The sequence below is a fragment of the Anabaenopsis tanganyikae CS-531 genome (genome assembly GCF_029891675.1).
In the GTDB taxonomy this organism is placed as follows: domain Bacteria; phylum Cyanobacteriota; class Cyanobacteriia; order Cyanobacteriales; family Nostocaceae; genus Anabaenopsis; species Anabaenopsis arnoldii.
In genome coordinates this window covers 18,239-35,835 of the sequence record NZ_JANQDF010000083.1, presented here as the reverse complement: position 1 = coordinate 35,835, position 17,597 = coordinate 18,239, and the positions used below count along the sequence as shown (strand labels likewise).

Below are 17,597 nucleotides of genomic sequence, written 5' to 3'. Positions count from 1 at the left end.
TTTACAAGTGACGGCTGTGTTAGAATCCCGGGGGTTATTTCTCGCAATCAGGTAGAGTAGAATCACAGCAATGGGTCTTAGCCTCCGGGACTGGATCATAACCACCCGGATGAAACGGATGACAACGTAAAATCCGCCGCGTAGCCATCCACCCACCGCGCCATACCCCAAATCGCTCAATAGCTTCAATAGCATACATTGAACAAGTTGGTTGAAAGCGACAAGTAGGGGGAAATAATGGCGAAATAAACATTCTGTAACCTTTAATTAACCAAATGAATAATAATTTCATCACCATCCCCTAGATCCGATAAATTAATAATAAATCTGAAAACTTATATCTTGTAGTTTCTTTGTTATCTTCTGTTATAAATTTAACCTCTGTTCCACCTTTGTGGCTGCAAATTACCGTAGTTACAGTTTGGGTGTCACTGATCCTCCTGATTTCATGGGTGGTGCATCGCTTTGGTAAGGGTGAACCAGAAATAGTTAGGAAAATAGTTCACATTGGCACAGGTAATGTAATTTTACTAGCCTGGTGGCTAAATGTTCCCGCCAGTTTAGGTATTACAGCTTCCATTGTCGCCAGCACCATCACCTTATTATCATACAGATATCCCATTCTGCCTGGTATTAATAGCGTCGGTCGGCAAAGTTTGGGAACCTTCTTTTATGCTGTCAGTATGGGCATTTTAGTCGCCTGGTTCTGGCATATACAACAGCCCCAATACGCCGCCATCGGGATCATGGTCATGGCCTGGGGTGATGGGTTAGCAGCATTGATTGGGCAACGCTTTGGTCAACATAAGTATAAACTTTTGGGAGCGCAAAAAAGTTGGGAAGGCTCCTTGACCATGGCTACAGTGAGTTTTTTCATCAGTAGTTTAATTTTATTGAGTGTTGAAGGTAACTTTTGGCAAACTTGGGTAATATCCCTGGCGATCGCTCTAGTTGCTACTAGCTTAGAAGCAATTTCATTTTTGGGCATTGATAATTTAACAGTTCCTTTAGGAAGTGCCACCCTAGCACTTATATTAACTAACACTCTGTTACACCATTCCCCATAATCAACAGATAATTAAAAACTCGATGATTTGATAAATAGCCGCAAAAACCGAGAATATTAACCATTTATGTCCTAGAGGTGTGACTTTAACTTGAAAAAATCGGACATTATATCTACTTTAAGGAGTAAATAGATAACATTGATTTCTATCTCCAGATTTATGAATTCATGACAAACAGTGCTTATAGTTGAGTTCTTAGGTGCTCACACACCTATGTAGATAACTGAGGCTAACAATCATGTCACATGGAATATTCACATCAGAATTATTTGTTACTTTATCTGATGAGCAACAGCAGCTTTTAACTGGCGGTGCGGACTTTGAACTAGCCGGGAGCAACTTTTCACGAAGACGTGCCAACTTACAAGGAACAAGTAAGGCCGGTCCAGATGGTAGTAATGCCAACTCTACAGGTGATGTTACGGCTATTAATACTGCGGCTCAAGACTTGTTGGGATTGGGCGCCCAAGAAGTACCTTCAGTTGACGCTTTGGGTTCTGCACCAGTGCTAAATGGTGTAAATGATAACAACGCTTAATAAGTAACCCATAAATCCGATTTGTGAGAGCGTTGCACCCACCTCAGTCGGAAATCATGTGTGGGGTTTAACAAACAGTCTCTAATAACTGAAATATTACAGAGATCACCCTGGTGAATTTCCCCAGGAAATATGGTAGCGATGAATCAACGAAACACCGGGGTTTCTTGTGAGCAGGGGTGGAAAGTAGGCTATTATTCCAGAATTTTCTAGTTAAAATCTAGAATTTTTGGCAAAAATCAAAAATATGTAACCGAGGCTAACAATCATGACAGAGCATATTTTATCAGAGTTGTGTGTTGCTTTATCCCATGAGCAGCAAGAACTTATAGCTGGCGGTGTTGACTTTGACCTAGCTGGGAGCAATTTCGCTAACAGACTGGCAAATTTACAAGGATCAGTCAGATCTGGTCCGGATGGTAGCAGTGCAAACTCCACAGGTGAGTTGACAGCTACTAACACCGCAGCACAAGATTTATTGGGATTGGGTGCCGCACAAGTTCCTGACGTTGATGCTTTGGGTGCTGCACCAATTCTCAACGGCGCAGGGAATAACTCCAATAACGAATAACATCCCATCGGCTCTGGTCTGTCAAGTTGAAATTCATCAGTGATCATTTGACCAGTACTAGAGATATTTGCAATTACCATCTTGAATGATTTAGGACTTACGCAACTATCAAAGACTATCAAAGAAAATTTTCTGTTTGTGGTCATTGCTATTCCTGATCACAGAGGACTAAAGTCCTCTGTAGCCAGGCTATGATGTTAGGTGCGTAAGTCCTGTAATTGATGACTGCACAGGTAACTGTGTTTATGAATGTTTGCACAATTTTTTTATACATGAGAATCCCAGCCAAGGTACAGTATAGTGAATTCCTTTCCCCAACCAGAAAACCAGTGGAATAGGTTTAATGAACCGACTCCAGAAGAACTCAGTTTAGTGCAACCTGACGAGTTTCTTCCCCGCATCAGTAAATGGACAAATATCGGTGCTGGAGTTTTACTAAGTATATTTCTGGCGGCCACTGGTCTCACATCTATTTTTAATTACAATGTCACAGTCAAAGTTCCAGCCACTATTCGACCAGAAGGAAAACTAGGAATTGTGGAATCCGCCGTCATCGGAACAGTGCAAAAAATAGATGTGCAAGAAAATCAAATAGTCAATCAAGGAGAAGCCATAGCTTACATTGATGATTCCCGCCTGCAAAATCAAAAAAGCCAACTAGAAAACAGCATTGAGCAGAGTCAATTACAACTGCGCCAAATCGATGCTCAAATCCGTGAAATTACTACTCAGATCACAGCCCAAACAACCTTAGTTAACCGGGCTATCATCGCCGCACAAGCCGAACTCAGTGCGACTCAACGCAACTATGAAGATCAACAAATTAGAACTATAGCCGAGCTGACAGAGGCCGAAGCTACCTGGAATTTAGCGAAAATACAACGCGATCGCCTACAACAGAATAACCTATTAACAGCAACTGTACAAGAGGCCGAAATAGCTTTAAATTTAGCCAAATTGCAACGCGATCGCTTACAATCAATAGTAGAATCTGGAGCCGTTACTCGCAGTTTATATGAAGAGAAAGAACAGGCTGTCAAGTCAGCCCAGGCTAAGTTAGAACAAGCAAAAGCTAGCGCCAAAGACCTAATAGAAGAAAAAGAACAAGCCTTAAAAATTGCTGAAATCAAACTCAAAAAAGCTCAAACTAATCTCAATCCCAGTAATGCCGCACTCACCGTCGCCTATGAACGGATTCAACAAGAAAAAGCCAGTGGAAAAGCGACCTTAGCCGCTTTGAACAGAGAGCGAGAAACCCTCATGCAACAGCGTCTAGAACTACAAAAACAAATGATTCGGACGCGCAAAGAACTACAACAACTACAAACTGACCTGAATCAAACTGTAATTCGAGCGCCAATTACAGGGACATTGCTACAGTTAAATCTGCGTAATCCTGGGCAGGTAGTACAACCGGGCCAAGTTATTGCTCAAATTGCTCCCCCCAATGGTCCGATGATGATTAAAGCTTTTATTCAGCCTCAAGATATCGACAAAGTACAACCCGGGCAAAAAGTGCAGATGCAGGTTTCCGCTTGCCCCTATCCAGATTATGGTACTCTTCACGGAACGGTGAGAACCGTCGCACCAGATGCCCTACCAGTGGGAAATCACAGCCCCCAGCCCACTGTTCAAAATCCTACCCAGATGGTTGCTTATCAAGCCACTATAGAAGCCCAAACTACATCTGTGGGTAGAGGCGATCGTCAGTGTCATCTCAAACCCGGTATGGAAGGTAGGGCTGATATTATTTCCCGTCAGGAAACAGTCCTTAATTTCATTCTCCGCAAAGCCAGATTAATCACTGATTTTTAGGAAAGTTTGGGGGTCTGAAATTCTCTGACGTAATTACAAACAGTTAACCGCCGATAAATAAATCTTGAGTTACATTTCCAGTGCTAGCAAGTTTGAGATTAAGGATAAAAGTTCAACAAACAAAACTTAATTATGTTTGGTTTAATCAAACTGCAACAAAACTATCAGTGCGTTTCACAGTTGAGCGAAGAAGACTGTGGAGCAGCCTGTCTGGCTTCTATTTGCAAACATTATGGACGGTTTTTGAGTATTAATCGCAGTCGAGAATCAGTAGGAACTGGACAACTAGGCACTACTTTGTTAGGTCTCAAACGCGGATCTGAGAATTTGGGTTTTAATGCTAGAGCAGTTAAAGCCTCCCCAGAAATTCTGGACAGAATCAAAGAAGTGCAGTTACCAGCGATTATCCATTGGCATGGTTATCACTGGGTAGTGTTATATAAGCAAGAGGGCAAAAAGTATGTGATTGCTGATCCATCTGTAGGGATTCGTTATGTTACCCGAGACGAGTTAACAGCCGCTTGGAATGGGGTGATGCTCTTACTAGAACCAGATCCAGACCGCTTTTTTGAGCAGCCCCAAGAGCAACCAATAGGCGGCTTAGGACGCTTTATTAAGCGGATATTGCCTTATCGTGGTTTGCTCACTCAGGTTTTAATGCTCAATATTGTCCTGGGTGTACTCGCTTTGGGTTCTCCGGTACTCATCCAAATCCTGACAGATGATGTTTTAGTGCGCGGAGATGTCCAGCTACTCACTGTTGTTGTGGCTGCAGTTGTAGTTATGACCTTATTCAGTAGTACCTTACAATTATTACAATCGACAATGATTGCTCACTTTGGTCAAAGGCTACAATTGGGGCTAGTTTTAGAGTTTGGGCGCAAAATACTCCAGTTACCTTTGAATTACTACGAAGCCCGCCGTAGTGGTGAAATCACCAGCCGATTAAGAGATATTAATGACATTAACCAGTTAGTATCACAGATAGTGGTTCTTTTACCTAGTAAATTTTTCATTGCAGTGATTTCTTTCTGCTTAATGCTGTTTTATAGTTGGCGGCTCACACTAGCAGTTATCCTCATCAGTGGTTTAATGACTTTATCTACTTTGCCTTTTTTACCTATCCTCCAACAAAAGACTCGCAGTCTTTTAGTCTTGGGGGCGGAAAATCAAGGGGTTTTAGTAGAAACATTTAAGGGCGCACAGGTAGTTAAAACTACAAATGCTGCTCCCCAATTTTGGGAAGAATTTCAAAGTCGTTTTGGTCGTCTGGCTAATCTGACTTTTAGTACTGTGCAATTGGGAATTATCAATACTACTATTTCTAGACTCTTTTCTAGTATTGGTGGTGTGGCTTTACTGGGGTTGGGAAGTCTTTTAGTGATTCAGGGCCAATTAAGTATTGGGCAAATGCTCGCCTTTAATGCGCTACAGGTGAATGTTCTGGGTTTAATTAATTCTTTAGTGGGCTTAGTGGATGAATATTTTCGCTCTCAAACAGCAGTTTCTCGGCTTTTAGAAGTGATTGATGCTACACCGGAGGATGCGGGAAGCAGTCAAAAGCCTGTGTCCCAAATTTCTGGCGGTGCAGATATTCATTGTTCTCATGTGACATTTCACCACCCCGGTAGAGTGGACTTATTAGAAGATTTCTCTCTCAAGCTACCCGGTGGACAAGCGATCGCTTTAATTGGTAAATCTGGTTGTGGTAAAAGTACCTTGGCAAAACTGTTAGCAGGTTTATATCAGCCAAATTCCGGTAATATCCGCATTGGCTCTTTTAACCTCGATGACCTCGCTCTTGATTGTCTACGACAACAAATAGTTTATGTACCCCAAGAACCTCATTTCTGGAGTCGCTCGATTTTAGAGAATTTCCGTTTAGGAACGCCCTACATTTCCTTTGAGGAAATTGTCAAAGCTTGCGAAATTGCGGATGCTGATAGCTTTATCAGTCAACTTCCCAATAAGTATCAAACTGTGTTAGGTGAATTTGGCGCTAATCTCTCTGGTGGACAAAGACAAAGATTAGCGATCGCTCGGGGAATTCTCACTAATCCACCAGTCCTCATTTTAGATGAAGCCACCGCCGGACTAGACCCAGTAAGTGAAGCTAGCGTTTTAGATGCCATCTTAGCACACCGCCAAGGCAAAACTACAATTTTAATTACCCATCGCCCCAGTGTGATCAAGCGAGCCGATTGGATTGTGATGTTAGAAAAAGGTGAAGTGCAGTTACAAGGTGATCTAGAAACTTTTCTTTCACACAAAGGAGAGCATCAAAAGTTTTTATTGTGATGAAAATTAACCCTAGTATGAGCAACTATAATCATGTCTGAAAATCATATATATTTTTGGCAGCACCTCTGTGAAGAACAGCAAGAAAGCCTAGTAGGTGGTCAAGGAGAAAACATACTAGCAACTAGTAATTTTTTCTTTCAAAAAACTGATATTCAAAGTCAGGCAGATAATAACTTAAATTTGGGAGAAGATGAATCTGGAACCCAAACTACAAAGTACAATTTATCACAGATTACTATGGCATCATCTATAACCTTTACATTACAAAATTTTCCTTCTCCTGGGAATAGCTTAAACAATCTCATCGCTCAAATTATTAGAGGATTTATCTCTTAAACAATTACTTAAACCATAAACTGTTAATATATACGTGTTGGTCTGGTTTGGCTATTTTTGTAAATAGTTAAATTTAGCTGCCAACCTTTTTTAATTATATATTGAATACATCCTCAGATGTTTTTTATCTGGGAGTTTTTTGTATATATAAATATAGTAATAAACAAATTATAGCATCATAAATAAAGATAAATTAAGACAATTTACATGAGTCTATAGAGATAAAAATTAATGAGATTTTTATAACTTAAGGGACATTTAAATAAATCGATTATGCCCAATAATAAAAACATAGGTAATTACACACCTAAAGCCATTAATTGAGGTACAAAATTATGTCAAACAAAATTACCCTATCAAACCTGTTTGAAGATTTATCTGTAGAGCAACAAGAGCTTTTAGCTGGTGGACAATCTGAAGACCAAATGAACCAATTTGACACTCAATTTCCCGAAGAAGATAGCTTTGATGAACGACCCAGGAAACGTGTTCGCCGTATTCCCATCCGCTTAACTGGTATTCTTGAAGTCGTTAAATAAAGACTAAAGTATTACCATGATTTCTACTTGGAAAATAGTCTTGTATTACAGATATTTGGAGGTACAACACCAAACCTGATCTGTAATTTGGTAGCACCCATGATAGGTGCTACCTACCTAAAATATATCTGGTATATCTGCGAGATTGAGGGAATAAATTATGTCAGAAAAAATAACTCAACCTGATTTATTGGTGGATTTATCCCCAGATTCACAAGAACTTATATCTGCGGGTCAACAACTACAATTGGGTGGACCGACTAGACCTGATATTACCGTCGTTGGTACTCTTATTGATTCTCGTGGTCAACGTATCCCCGTTCGCATTTTTGGCTTTGTTGCTGGACCACCTACTGGTGGTGGTGGTGGTGGTTCTTTTGACGGGTTCTTCCAGTAAGACTCAAAAGAGGATGTTTGCGAAACATTAAATCACCTGGAATAATACCATTTGGGATTTGGGATTTTCAACTATGGATGAGTAATCCCTTGATATACCTGGGGGCGTAAGTCTATCTGTCACTATTACCTTTAAAGTTGTTATAAGTTTCCTCTTCTCTAAAACAGAAGAGGAATATTCACAACCTTTTTTCCATGAAAAAAAGGTTGATAATTCTGTCTTATTCTAATATCAAATTAATGGTAATTTTTCGTTATAGCCGTTATTTTTAATTCATATTTTTGCGCAGATAATAGACTAAAATTAAGTGCTTATAGATTAACCAATAGATATATTATTTGAGATTATTTTTTATAACTTGGGGATAATTTAATGACTATAAAATTGGTTTAAAAATGAAAAACAAGGTACTACACTCTCATATTTCTTGTTACGGAAGTGTGTACCACATACAAACGAATTTGAGGGAAAATTATGTCAGTTAAAGACCTCCCATCTAATTTGTTGATGGATTTATCCGCAGAAGAACAACAGGATGTTTCTGGCGGTTTCGGTTTCGTCGGAGGATTAGGCTACAGAGGCTGGGGTTACGGTGCTGGCCGTGGCTTCGGAGGCTTCGGAGTCCCTGGCTTCGGTGCTGGCCGTGGCTTCGGAGGCTTCGGAGTCCCTGGCTTCCGAGGCTACAGAGGCTGGGGCTTCGGTCTTGGCCGTGGCTTTTTCTAAGTTGGCAAAGTCCACCAACTGGGTCATTTGCTAGTTTCAACTGTGCATGAGGAGGTAAGCAAAGACTCATACCACTTATGTGAAAAGGCTACCTCCACAAGTTTGAGGAAACGAAGACCGCGCGGTCTTCGTTTTTTATACGGGCGATCGCTCGCCCATCCAATGGAGTAAAATCGGATTGACTAACTCAGGTGCTTCATCTTGGGGGCAATGTCCCACCCCTTCCAGGGCGATAAACTTAAGCACTTGTGGATAGTTAGCTAATTCCCTACCTAAATCTACTGGTTCCCAGGGGTCTGCCGTCCCCCACAAGATAATAGCAGGACAAGGGAGCAGGGGCAAAAGGTCTTCTGGTAAAGGTCCTGTAGAATAAGCAGTAAAGGCGAGAAACACCGCTACAGCGCCTGGGTCTTTTGCTGGTGCCGTGAGAATATCCACCAACTCATCTGTAACTATCTCTGCATTAGCATAGGCTTGGAGCAAAATCTTGCGTACTGTTTTCGGTTTAGCAACTTGATTGAAAAAAAACTTACCAACTGGTTTGATAGATAATATTTTTTGGAGAATTGGTGCGCCGAAGCGACGTGACCAGGGTAGTGTTGCCCGCTTGCGCTCGTGTAACAATCTTAAAGAACAATTGATTAGGGATACTCCTAAAGCTATATCTGGGTTACTAACTGCTGCTTGTAATACCACAATACAGCCAATGGAATTTCCGACTAAAAAGGCAGGTTCACCCACAACTTGGCGGCAAAAGTCGGCTAATTGCTGTCCCCACGTTTCGAGGGTGTAGGTGATTTCTCCCCCTGGTTCAGGTTTAGCCGAACCACCAAAGCCAATCAAATCAATGGCATAAACACGACAATTTTCTGCTAGCACAGGGATATTTTTCCGCCAGTGCCACCATGAAGCTCCAAAGCCATGGACGAGAACAACTGCGGGGCCATGAGTTCCTAGAGTTTGATAGCAGATGGGGAAACCCTGCCAAGTCCAAGTTTTACTTGAGGTAAATGTGGTTGTGGAAGTTGTCATCAGGAATTTGTAAATATTAAAGAAAGATATAAGGGGGACGGCGTATCGCTCACCTGAAGCGTGCCGGAGGCTTGATAAATTTCCCCGCAACTTAGCCCCATGTCTAAAGCCAGGGGATTCCTACGGATTACCTGGTGATGTTTTTTGCGAATTTCGATATTATTGTTATAATACTTCACATTTCCTAATCTTGCCGTTTTCTGTCCTGCATAGCTCGCAGCAGGTTAGTTAACAGCAGCTATGTAAGTGGAGAATTTCCGCCTGTGGAGAAAAAACCATCCGAGGTACTGATTTGGCCTAACTAGACATATATAGTCACTCTACTGCTATCTTAAATTGGAGGCAATTGCAACTTTTTTTGATAAGCGTAACTTCATGGGAACAAATTACCGACGGGTTTTACTTAAACTAAGCGGTGAAGCCTTAATGGGCAATATGGGCTATGGTATTGACCCTGAAGTGGTCAAAGAAATAGCCGAGGAAGTAGCAGAGGTAGTAGCCACTGGGGTTCAAATCGCCATCGTCGTAGGCGGTGGTAATATTTTTCGTGGTGTTAAAGCTGCGTCGGCAGGAATGGACAGGGCCACCGCTGACTACATAGGAATGATTGCCACGGTAATGAATGCCATGACGCTACAAGATTCGTTAGAACGTATGGGGGTACAGACGCGGGTACAAACCGCGATCGCTATGCAAGAATTAGCGGAACCGTATATCCGTCGTCGCGCTATCCGCCATCTAGAAAAAGGGCGGGTGGTAATTTTTGGTGCTGGTTCAGGAAATCCTTTCTTTACCACTGACACCACTGCAGCTTTAAGAGCCGCAGAAATTGATGCCGAGGTGATTTTTAAGGCCACTAAGGTAGACGGAATTTACGATGCTGACCCAAATCTATATTCTAACGCCAAGCGTTACACCAGTCTTACTTACGCCCACGTCTTAGCTAAAGATTTGCGCGTAATGGATAGTACTGCGATCGCCTTGTGTAAAGAAAACAATATCCCAATTCTGGTTTTTGATTTAACGGTGCGAGGTAACATCCACCGAGCCGTTTTGGGAGAATCTATCGGTACCCTTGTGGGAGGTTCTTGTGAAATTATCTGAAGCTGAGAGTACGATGCAAAAAACCGTTGAGGCGACTCAACGAGCTTTTAACACTATTCGCACTGGCCGCGCCAATGCGAGTTTACTAGATAAGGTCTTGGTGGACTACTATGGTTCACCTACACCCTTGAAATCACTGGCAAATATTAGCACTCCCGATGCCACAACTATCTTAATTCAGCCTTATGATAAAAGCAGCTTAAACCTAGTTGAGAAAGCAATTGCTCTCTCTGATGTCGGTTTAACACCCAGTAATGACGGTTCTGTAATTAGGCTCAACATTCCACCTTTAACAAGCGATCGCCGGAAAGAATTAGTCAAAATGGCTGCTAAGTATGCTGAAGATGGTCGCGTAGCCATCCGCAATATCCGTCGTGATGTCCAAGACTCTATTCGCAAGCAGGAAAAAGCTGCAGAAATCTCTGAAGATGAATCAAAAGACCAACAAGATAAACTGCAAAAGCTCACAAATAAATACACTGCCAAAATAGATGAGTTGCTGGTAGAAAAAGAAAAAGACATTACAACTCTCTAGGAAGCTATGGCTGTTAAGCAATTGCTCCTAGACTAGAGTATTATCAAATTTAAAGGCTGAAGAAACATTCTTCAGCCTTTATGTATGCCCAATAAGGATGTTAATAGCGTTTTCTCTAGCTATGGGGAAAATATCACTTGACACAGATAAATAGAGATAAAATCCACAATTTACTAATTCGAGGGTAAAAATTCAGCTATTATGTACGACACTATCATCGTGGGTGCTGGACCAGCTGGTGCCACGGCAGCATATCATTTAGCCAAGAAAGGACACTCAGTGTTACTTTTGGAAAAGGAATCGCTACCTAGGTATAAGCCCTGTGGTGGTGGTGTCTCACCAGCCATTGCGCAATGGTTTGACTTTGACTTTAGCCCAGCAATTTCGGTAAAAGTAGACTCTCTGCGCTTCACTTGGAAAATGGGCGACCCTGTAGAAGCAAAAATCGTCACCAAAGAACCAATCTGGATGGTAAGACGTGAGATTTTTGATTATTTCTTAGTGCAGCAAGCACAGAAACAAGGGGCTAGACTAAGTGATCATAATGGGGCTACAGGACTTGAATTTAAAAATGACTATTGGCAAGTTAACACGAATAATGGGCCGGTTACAGGTCGTTACTTAATTGCGGCTGATGGTGCAAAGGGAACCATGGCTAAATGGTTAGGCTTCAAAGACAGGAAACGTGTTTTAGCAGCAGCTTTAGAAGCAGAAGTTCCTGCTAATGTGGTCAATCAATCCACTGCTCACCTTGAGTTTGGTTTGGTTAAAAACGGTTATATCTGGAATTTCCCCAAAGCTGATGGTTATTCAATTGGCGTAGGGACATTTATGGGCGGTCAAAGACAAAACTTTAAGAAAATTTTGGACGAATACGCCCAATCCTTTGATCTAGATATTAAGACTAGTCAGCAATATGGTCATCCCATTTGTTCGTGGAATGGTCATCAAAAGCTACATACCCAAAACGCAATTTTAGCTGGGGAAGCGGCTTGTGTCGTTGACCCCATGACAGCAGAAGGTATTCGCCCCTCTATTTTTAGCGGTTTACTCGCTGCGGTGTCAATTGATCAAGCACTTTCTGGTGACATTAACGCTTTAGAGCAATACAGCGCCGCCATGAACGAACAATGGGGTAGTGAGATGGCTTGGGCGCAAAAACTAGGAGGTGCATTCTATCGTTTTCCTGGTATCGCTTACAAAGTGGGAGTTAAGCACCCATCTAGTGCGAAAATTATGGGTCAGCTTTTCTGTGGTGAAGTACACTACAGTGAGGTTACTGGACGCGCCTTGAAACGTTTAATTCGTGGTTTGTAAGCTATAGAACATTCTGTATTGCTGAATTTAAGTATATCGCCGGAAGATGATTTTTAACGCAAAGGGACGCAGAGGTTTATTGCGTCAGATGTGGGGGTCGGGTATTGGCGATTTCATGGAGTCCCTCTCCCCACCGGAAAGGGACAATGAAGATGTTGTGTTTAACAGGATTTTGACTAAGCGCCTACAGCTTCTTTAGCTGCGTAAAGGACTTCGGCGTTTATCTCTTTTAAGCCGCGATCACGGGCAAATTTCTCCGTGTTGCGCTTGACTTTACCACGGACAAATCCGGGAATTTTGTTTAGTTCTGCTTGACCGTCCTTGGTCCAGTTGAGGTCAGATGCGGCTGAAATTCCTTTGGTGATTACTTCTTTGGTATCGTGTCCCCCAAATATTTCTAACAGGTGGTCTTCCATTCCCAAGGTGAAGGAGTTGTAAATTAAATCTGTAATTTGATTTGTACCTTCGTAACCTAAAAATGGTTTGTAACCGATGGGGAAGTTCTGCACGTGTATGGGTGACGCAATTACACCACAAGGAATATCTAAGCGTTTACCAACGTGGCGTTCCATTTGTGTCCCAAAAATCGCTGCGGGTTCGACACGGGCGATCGCATCACCAATTTCCCCATGGTCGTCGCTAATCAACACTTGATCACAATATTCACTCACCTGTTCCCGGAACCACTCAGCATCATATTTACAGTAGGTTCCCGCCCAGACAACGTGAATCCCCATTTCCCGCGCTAAAATCTTCGTGATTCCCGCGGCGTGGGTATTATCACCAAATACCACAGCTTTTTTACCAGTCAAATTTTGACAGTCAATAGAACGGGAGAACCAAGCCGCCTGAGACACATGGAGAGTTTGTTCATTGATAAAGTCTTCGTAGTCTACCTCCGCACCCTGGGCGTTAATCACCTGCTGAATCTTGCGAATACACCGAGCAGTTTCTACTACCCCCATAGGGGTGATGTCTACATAAGGCGTTCCAAATTCTTGTTCTAGGTAAGTAGCAGTGGCTAAACCCAATTCCCGATAAGGAACCAGGTTAAACCAGGCTTGGGGCAGTTTTTTCAAGTCATGAACCGCAGCACCTTCGGGAATGATCGTATTGACTTCGATTCCCAAATCCGCCATTAACCGCTTCAGTTCCGTACAGTCGTGGTTATTATGGAAACCAAGAGTAGAATTACCAATGATGTTAACAGATGGTTTTGTGGTTTTCCCTTGGGGTAATTCGCCCCGCTTCCTGGCTTTTTCAATGTAGTATTGCACGATTTGGTGCAGGGTGCGATCGGCGGCTTGTAGTTCGTTGAAACGGTAGTGGTTGACATCCGCTAGCATCACGTCTCCTTTAGCCTCCAGCTGCGCCCGCTCGACAAAATTGTGCAGGTCTTCTTGTAGGATGCTAGAGGTGCAGGTGGGAGTTAACACAATTAAATCTGGGTGTTCTTCGGCATCTTTGCGGGTGATGTTATCTACTACCTTTTCTTGAGAACCCCTTGCTAAAACGTTGCGGTCAACTACACTGGTGGTCACCGGGGTGAAGTTTTTCTCCCGCGATAACATGGATCGCATGACGTTAAAGTAATCATCGCCTAATGGGGCGTGCATAATCGCATGAACGTTTTTAAATGAACTAGCGACCCGCAGAGTGCCAATGTGGGCAGGTCCTGCATACATCCAGTAAGCCAATTTCATGACTGTGTTCTCCCTTTTCTACTCAAATAATTATGAGTGCATGATGATTAAATCGCTTCTGATTGTCTCAAAACTTTGGAGTTAGTGAGAAATAGTAATTTTGGCTGCTTGGGCAGGTCGTTAATAGCTCAAACCCTCTTAGTGATTGGCATCTAGCCTCTGTTTTTACTGGTATTCCTATTGTTGAATTAAATAACTCTTAACGAATTGATAAATATTTTTATCAATTTTTGTTAATTATGTTGATGATTAAATTGTTCCCAATAATTTTGAGAAGAGAATACCTGTATTTACTCCCTAGGGAAAAATATGACTGTGGGCGACTTATATTTGACACCTATTCATAAGTCGGATTACACACCACAAGCCCGGGCGATCGCTACCCGTTGCTTTTGTCCTCCTGAAAGATTGGATGGATAGTAATTGACTCGATATCCCAATTTCACACCATGGATCTGTGCATTACGCAACTGTGCTTCTAGACGAGCAATTGTAGCTTGTCTTGCAGAGATGTCTCCGGCTTTTGCTCCCGCTTTTACCTGATGGACAACAGCTTGAGCAACTACAACTTGTTTTTGCGCTTTTTCTAAAGCTGCAAGTCGAGGGTGATAATTGTCAAGAATTACCACCACCTGTCCTTGAGACACTCAACCCCCTTGCTTAACCAAGAGTTTTCCTATCCGCACCCCAGTTTGAGAATTAGGAGCAGATAAACGGACTACTTCACCTTGAGTCTCTAAACGTCCTAAAGCAGCAACAGCAGTTCCCTACCATAACTACTGGATTTTATGTGTGGTCGGTGAGCGAAGTCGATAGGGATAGCGTGGCGTTAGCCATACCGTGTTCGGTGTGTTCCCTGTTCCCTAAGATAAAAGTTACCTGTTGAAAACTTATCAAACATCCTCTTACAGGTTTTGTAAATAAGTGCTTTTGCTTGGGTACCATAATCACTTTTTTTCTCAGTTAGAGATATCTAGAAGTTGTTGATATCTTTTGTTGGTGAAGATATACGACAGTCGTCGTATATCCGGTCTGCTTGTGGATAATCCCGGTAAAACTATGGAATACATGAGCAGCATCCGCTTTTAATAAAGCTTCAGACATTCTTACTTGTTAATCACTGCGGCTTGTTCGTTTTTCAAAATTGCTAAGTATTCACTCCGTGTTCCATCTATCCGGTAATGGTCGCAAATTTTGCATAGTTTCAAAACATCCAATCGGCTGAATAGTTTTTGATGCTGAATCTTATTATCAGTCCTCCATCGCCAAAAAGTTGTTCGATCAATACGACGATTACTTTCAGGCCATCTTCGTCTAGATAGGAAATCTATTATTTCTTGTTCATAAAACGAGTAGCCCTTGGGCAATTTTAGAAGTTCTTCTCTTAACTCAATTAGCGGTATGAGTGGATCTAACTCAGATAGTCTCATGCCAGCAATCCTTTATAGTTTCGTGTCCGTCTAATGATGTACAATACTTAATGCAGCACGGTTTAATGATATGCAAGTGCATTGTGTGAGCACGTGAATTTCCCTGAAGAGAGATAGGAGACCATCAAGTAATTGTATGTCTCTGTATTTCTCAGATTGGCAATTCAACAGCATTTGATTAGCCTTTATATCACCTACCATAAACATCTTGATCCTCAATTGCAACCCATAAGCAACATATTTGAAAATAAATTTTAAAATGAAAAAATGGCAATTTGGCACAGAGATAATATGTAAATACGTTATGGAAATTAAGCAAGTATTAAAATCTTATTTCATCAGATAAAAATGCTACATAATCAATTATTTATATTCTTAATGAGATATAAATAATTGATTAGTAAATAAATTTACCTAGGAATAGAAATAACATTAATAATCAGCATAAATAAATGAACTATACAACATTTATGGCAATTAGAAAGTAAATATAATCAAGCTTTAGAAGCATAGCGATGTTCCCCAGGATAGATGTAGTGCAAATAAATTAAAATTGATGTATAGGGGAGATTCTACCCAATCTTAGTCTAGTTATTTCTCAGGTTTGTACTCATTCACTCATGAGGTACTAATGTCTATATTAGACTGGTGAACTTTGTGACAATAGTCTATATATTGAAAATAATGATTTCAATTTTAATCAATCTTTAGGCAGATGTAAAAAATCTTAGATAAATTAAGTATCTAAAGTTAATATTTTTGACACATAGATTTATAGTAGGATACAACAGTCCAATTAGAAAATAAACTTCAAAACCCCTTGGCAACAAATACGAAAAGTCTCATCTATGCAATTTATATGCAATTGATACCAATAAAACCTTACCGTATGACATACTAGTAAGTCAGACATTAAATAATTATTGAGTTCATACTTACTGCCCTTCCAAGAGCATAGACAAAATGAGATTACAGAGATTCATGCTCTCCTTACCAAGTTTTGATAATCAGAGGCTAATTTTTCATGCCGCTCGCCAAACTCTTCGCAAAGCTGAAATGGCACGACTAGCGGTGCATGAATGGCTAAATCACCATGATTTTGAACTAGAAGAGTGGAAAAATAAAACGGCTTCTGAGCTTGGTATTAGTATTAGTGAGCTAGAGCAGAAACTATTAGCTGCTAATCAGAAAAAGGCAATGAAGAAAAAAGAAGATAATCATGGGGATTCAGAAAACAATTATTGATCAAGTTAATCAAGTTAATCATGTCTAAGCACAACCATGTGACCAAGAAATTGCTCGGCTGATATCATCCGGCTTAACAGGGTGTTTCATCTATGTTAGACATATGGAGTTGCATAGGAGTTGCGATCAAGAATCAAACATCCTAATATAACTGTAATTAGCAAATTAATCGATGTGCATGAGGCTGAGGTTTCGAGATTCAACTATTCCACCCACCTATGGCAAACTTCCATATATCTGCTGTTGATGTTTCCAGAATAACCTTGTGGAGCATAGATTATTCTCAACTCTCTCATTGACACAGTAAAACTCTGAACCTATCTAAATTTGACAAGCAAAATAGTGACCGTGAATTCATTACTGCTTCTACAATTGAAGCTCAATTACAACAGTTGCAATAAGATATCAGCAATTGTGAAAATTTTCTGCTTCAGATCATACAGGGGAAGAAAATAATGGTGACAAATGTATCGTTAAACCCTAGGGAAATTAACACAAAACGGCAACAGACCCCAATTGCCATCATCAGCATGGCTTTTATATTCCCCCAAGCCAAAAACTTACAGGAATATTGGGAAAACATTATTCACAAAGTAGATTGTATTACTGATGTTCGAGCTTCGCGTTGGAGCATAGATGATTATTATGACCCTAAACCCAGAACACGTGACAAAACCTACCGTAAACGGGGCGGATTTCTCCGAGAAGTTGACTTTAATCCCATGGAATTTGGGCTACCACCCAACATCTTAGAAGTCACAGATATTTCCCAGTTGTTAGGGTTGCTGGTGGACAAATCTGTCATAGAAGATGCTGGCCATGGTGAATCTGGAAATCGTCATATCTACGATAGACTTCGCGATCGCACCGGTGTAGTGTTAGGTGCAGCCCTGGGTAGACAATTAGCATTACCACTCAGTTGTAGAATGCAGTATCCCATTTAG

General features: G+C 41.3%; 16 protein-coding genes and 2 pseudogenes. 13 read left to right on the top strand and 5 right to left on the bottom strand.

Translation table 11 applies throughout. The features are described from left to right. Nucleotides 1-34: 34 nt before the first annotated feature. Entirely contained in the window at nucleotides 35-292 is a 258-nt protein-coding gene (gene yidD, locus NWP22_RS08380; protein WP_271734474.1) for a membrane protein insertion efficiency factor YidD, read from the bottom strand. 61 nt (nucleotides 293-353) lie between these two features. On the opposite strand from yidD, the gene NWP22_RS08375 reads away from it, so the two are divergent. The 8 genes from NWP22_RS08375 (at nucleotide 354) to NWP22_RS08340 (ending at nucleotide 7,564) form a co-directional block, all read left to right on the top strand. Continuing rightward, complete coding sequence (locus NWP22_RS08375) at nucleotides 354-1,067, top strand: diacylglycerol/polyprenol kinase family protein (RefSeq protein WP_271734477.1); 714 nt, start codon at nucleotides 354-356, stop codon at nucleotides 1,065-1,067. A 238-nt stretch (nucleotides 1,068-1,305) separates the two neighbouring features. Continuing rightward, nucleotides 1,306-1,605: a CTB family bacteriocin gene (locus NWP22_RS08370; protein ID WP_271734479.1), complete on the top strand. Its 300-nt coding sequence runs from the start codon at nucleotides 1,306-1,308 to the stop codon at nucleotides 1,603-1,605. Between the two features lie 268 nt (nucleotides 1,606-1,873). Continuing rightward, nucleotides 1,874-2,176 carry a CTB family bacteriocin gene (locus tag NWP22_RS08365; RefSeq protein WP_271734481.1) on the top strand — a complete coding sequence of 101 codons (303 nt, stop codon included), beginning with the start codon at nucleotides 1,874-1,876 and terminating at the stop codon, nucleotides 2,174-2,176. Between the two features lie 300 nt (nucleotides 2,177-2,476). Continuing rightward, on the top strand, nucleotides 2,477-3,991 hold the full coding sequence (locus NWP22_RS08360; protein WP_280791967.1) for an HlyD family secretion protein: 1,515 nt from the start codon (nucleotides 2,477-2,479) through the stop codon (nucleotides 3,989-3,991). A 132-nt stretch (nucleotides 3,992-4,123) separates the two neighbouring features. Continuing rightward, nucleotides 4,124-6,289: a peptidase domain-containing ABC transporter gene (locus tag NWP22_RS08355; RefSeq protein WP_280801726.1), complete on the top strand. Its 2,166-nt coding sequence runs from the start codon at nucleotides 4,124-4,126 to the stop codon at nucleotides 6,287-6,289. Nucleotides 6,290-6,322: 33 nt separating this feature from the next. Continuing rightward, nucleotides 6,323-6,628 carry a hypothetical protein gene (locus tag NWP22_RS08350; RefSeq protein WP_271734487.1) on the top strand — a complete coding sequence of 102 codons (306 nt, stop codon included), beginning with the start codon at nucleotides 6,323-6,325 and terminating at the stop codon, nucleotides 6,626-6,628. A 335-nt stretch (nucleotides 6,629-6,963) separates the two neighbouring features. Further along, nucleotides 6,964-7,167 (top strand): hypothetical protein, encoded by a 204-nt coding sequence (locus NWP22_RS08345; protein ID WP_271734489.1) that lies wholly within the window; start codon nucleotides 6,964-6,966, stop codon nucleotides 7,165-7,167. 160 nt (nucleotides 7,168-7,327) lie between these two features. Continuing rightward, nucleotides 7,328-7,564, top strand: a complete 237-nt coding sequence (locus NWP22_RS08340) for a hypothetical protein (protein ID WP_271734492.1) — start codon at nucleotides 7,328-7,330, stop codon at nucleotides 7,562-7,564. Nucleotides 7,565-8,422: 858 nt separating this feature from the next. Here the strand turns inward: NWP22_RS08340 and NWP22_RS08335 are convergent. After that, complete coding sequence (locus NWP22_RS08335) at nucleotides 8,423-9,319, bottom strand: alpha/beta fold hydrolase (protein ID WP_271734494.1); 897 nt, start codon at nucleotides 9,317-9,319, stop codon at nucleotides 8,423-8,425. Between the two features lie 375 nt (nucleotides 9,320-9,694). On the opposite strand from NWP22_RS08335, the gene pyrH reads away from it, so the two are divergent. The 3 genes from pyrH to NWP22_RS08320 all read left to right on the top strand — a co-directional run bounded on the left by pyrH (nucleotide 9,695) and on the right by NWP22_RS08320 (nucleotide 12,275). Continuing rightward, nucleotides 9,695-10,423 (top strand): UMP kinase, encoded by a 729-nt coding sequence (pyrH, locus tag NWP22_RS08330; protein ID WP_271734496.1) that lies wholly within the window; start codon nucleotides 9,695-9,697, stop codon nucleotides 10,421-10,423. Further along, the gene (gene frr, locus NWP22_RS08325; protein ID WP_271734522.1) at nucleotides 10,410-10,958 is read left to right on the top strand and encodes a ribosome recycling factor; all 549 of its coding nucleotides are present in this window, start codon (nucleotides 10,410-10,412) and stop codon (nucleotides 10,956-10,958) included. The genes pyrH and frr overlap by 14 nt, the downstream gene beginning before the upstream one ends. Before the next feature lie 201 nt (nucleotides 10,959-11,159). Beyond that, the gene (locus tag NWP22_RS08320; RefSeq protein WP_271734524.1) at nucleotides 11,160-12,275 is read left to right on the top strand and encodes a geranylgeranyl reductase family protein; all 1,116 of its coding nucleotides are present in this window, start codon (nucleotides 11,160-11,162) and stop codon (nucleotides 12,273-12,275) included. Nucleotides 12,276-12,451: 176 nt separating this feature from the next. Here NWP22_RS08320 and bchB read toward each other — a convergent pair whose 3' ends face one another. From bchB to NWP22_RS08305, 3 genes and pseudogenes are all read right to left on the bottom strand, one after another. Beyond that, nucleotides 12,452-13,978, bottom strand: a complete 1,527-nt coding sequence (bchB, locus tag NWP22_RS08315; protein ID WP_271734526.1) for a ferredoxin:protochlorophyllide reductase (ATP-dependent) subunit B — start codon at nucleotides 13,976-13,978, stop codon at nucleotides 12,452-12,454. A 353-nt stretch (nucleotides 13,979-14,331) separates the two neighbouring features. Next, nucleotides 14,332-14,742 (bottom strand): annotated as a pseudogene (locus tag NWP22_RS08310) (ATP-binding cassette domain-containing protein); the annotation flags it as partial. Nucleotides 14,743-15,084: 342 nt separating this feature from the next. Next, a complete protein-coding gene (locus NWP22_RS08305) occupies nucleotides 15,085-15,408 on the bottom strand; it encodes a hypothetical protein (protein WP_271734528.1) in 324 nt (107 codons plus the stop codon). Between the two features lie 981 nt (nucleotides 15,409-16,389). On the opposite strand from NWP22_RS08305, the gene NWP22_RS08300 reads away from it, so the two are divergent. Both NWP22_RS08300 and NWP22_RS08295 read left to right on the top strand, forming a co-directional pair. Next, nucleotides 16,390-16,653 carry a hypothetical protein gene (locus NWP22_RS08300; RefSeq protein ID WP_271734530.1) on the top strand — a complete coding sequence of 88 codons (264 nt, stop codon included), beginning with the start codon at nucleotides 16,390-16,392 and terminating at the stop codon, nucleotides 16,651-16,653. A gap of 404 nt (nucleotides 16,654-17,057) precedes the next feature. After that, nucleotides 17,058-17,594, top strand: a pseudogene (locus NWP22_RS08295) (beta-ketoacyl synthase N-terminal-like domain-containing protein); the annotation flags it as partial. Between the last annotated feature and the right edge of the window lie 3 nt (nucleotides 17,595-17,597).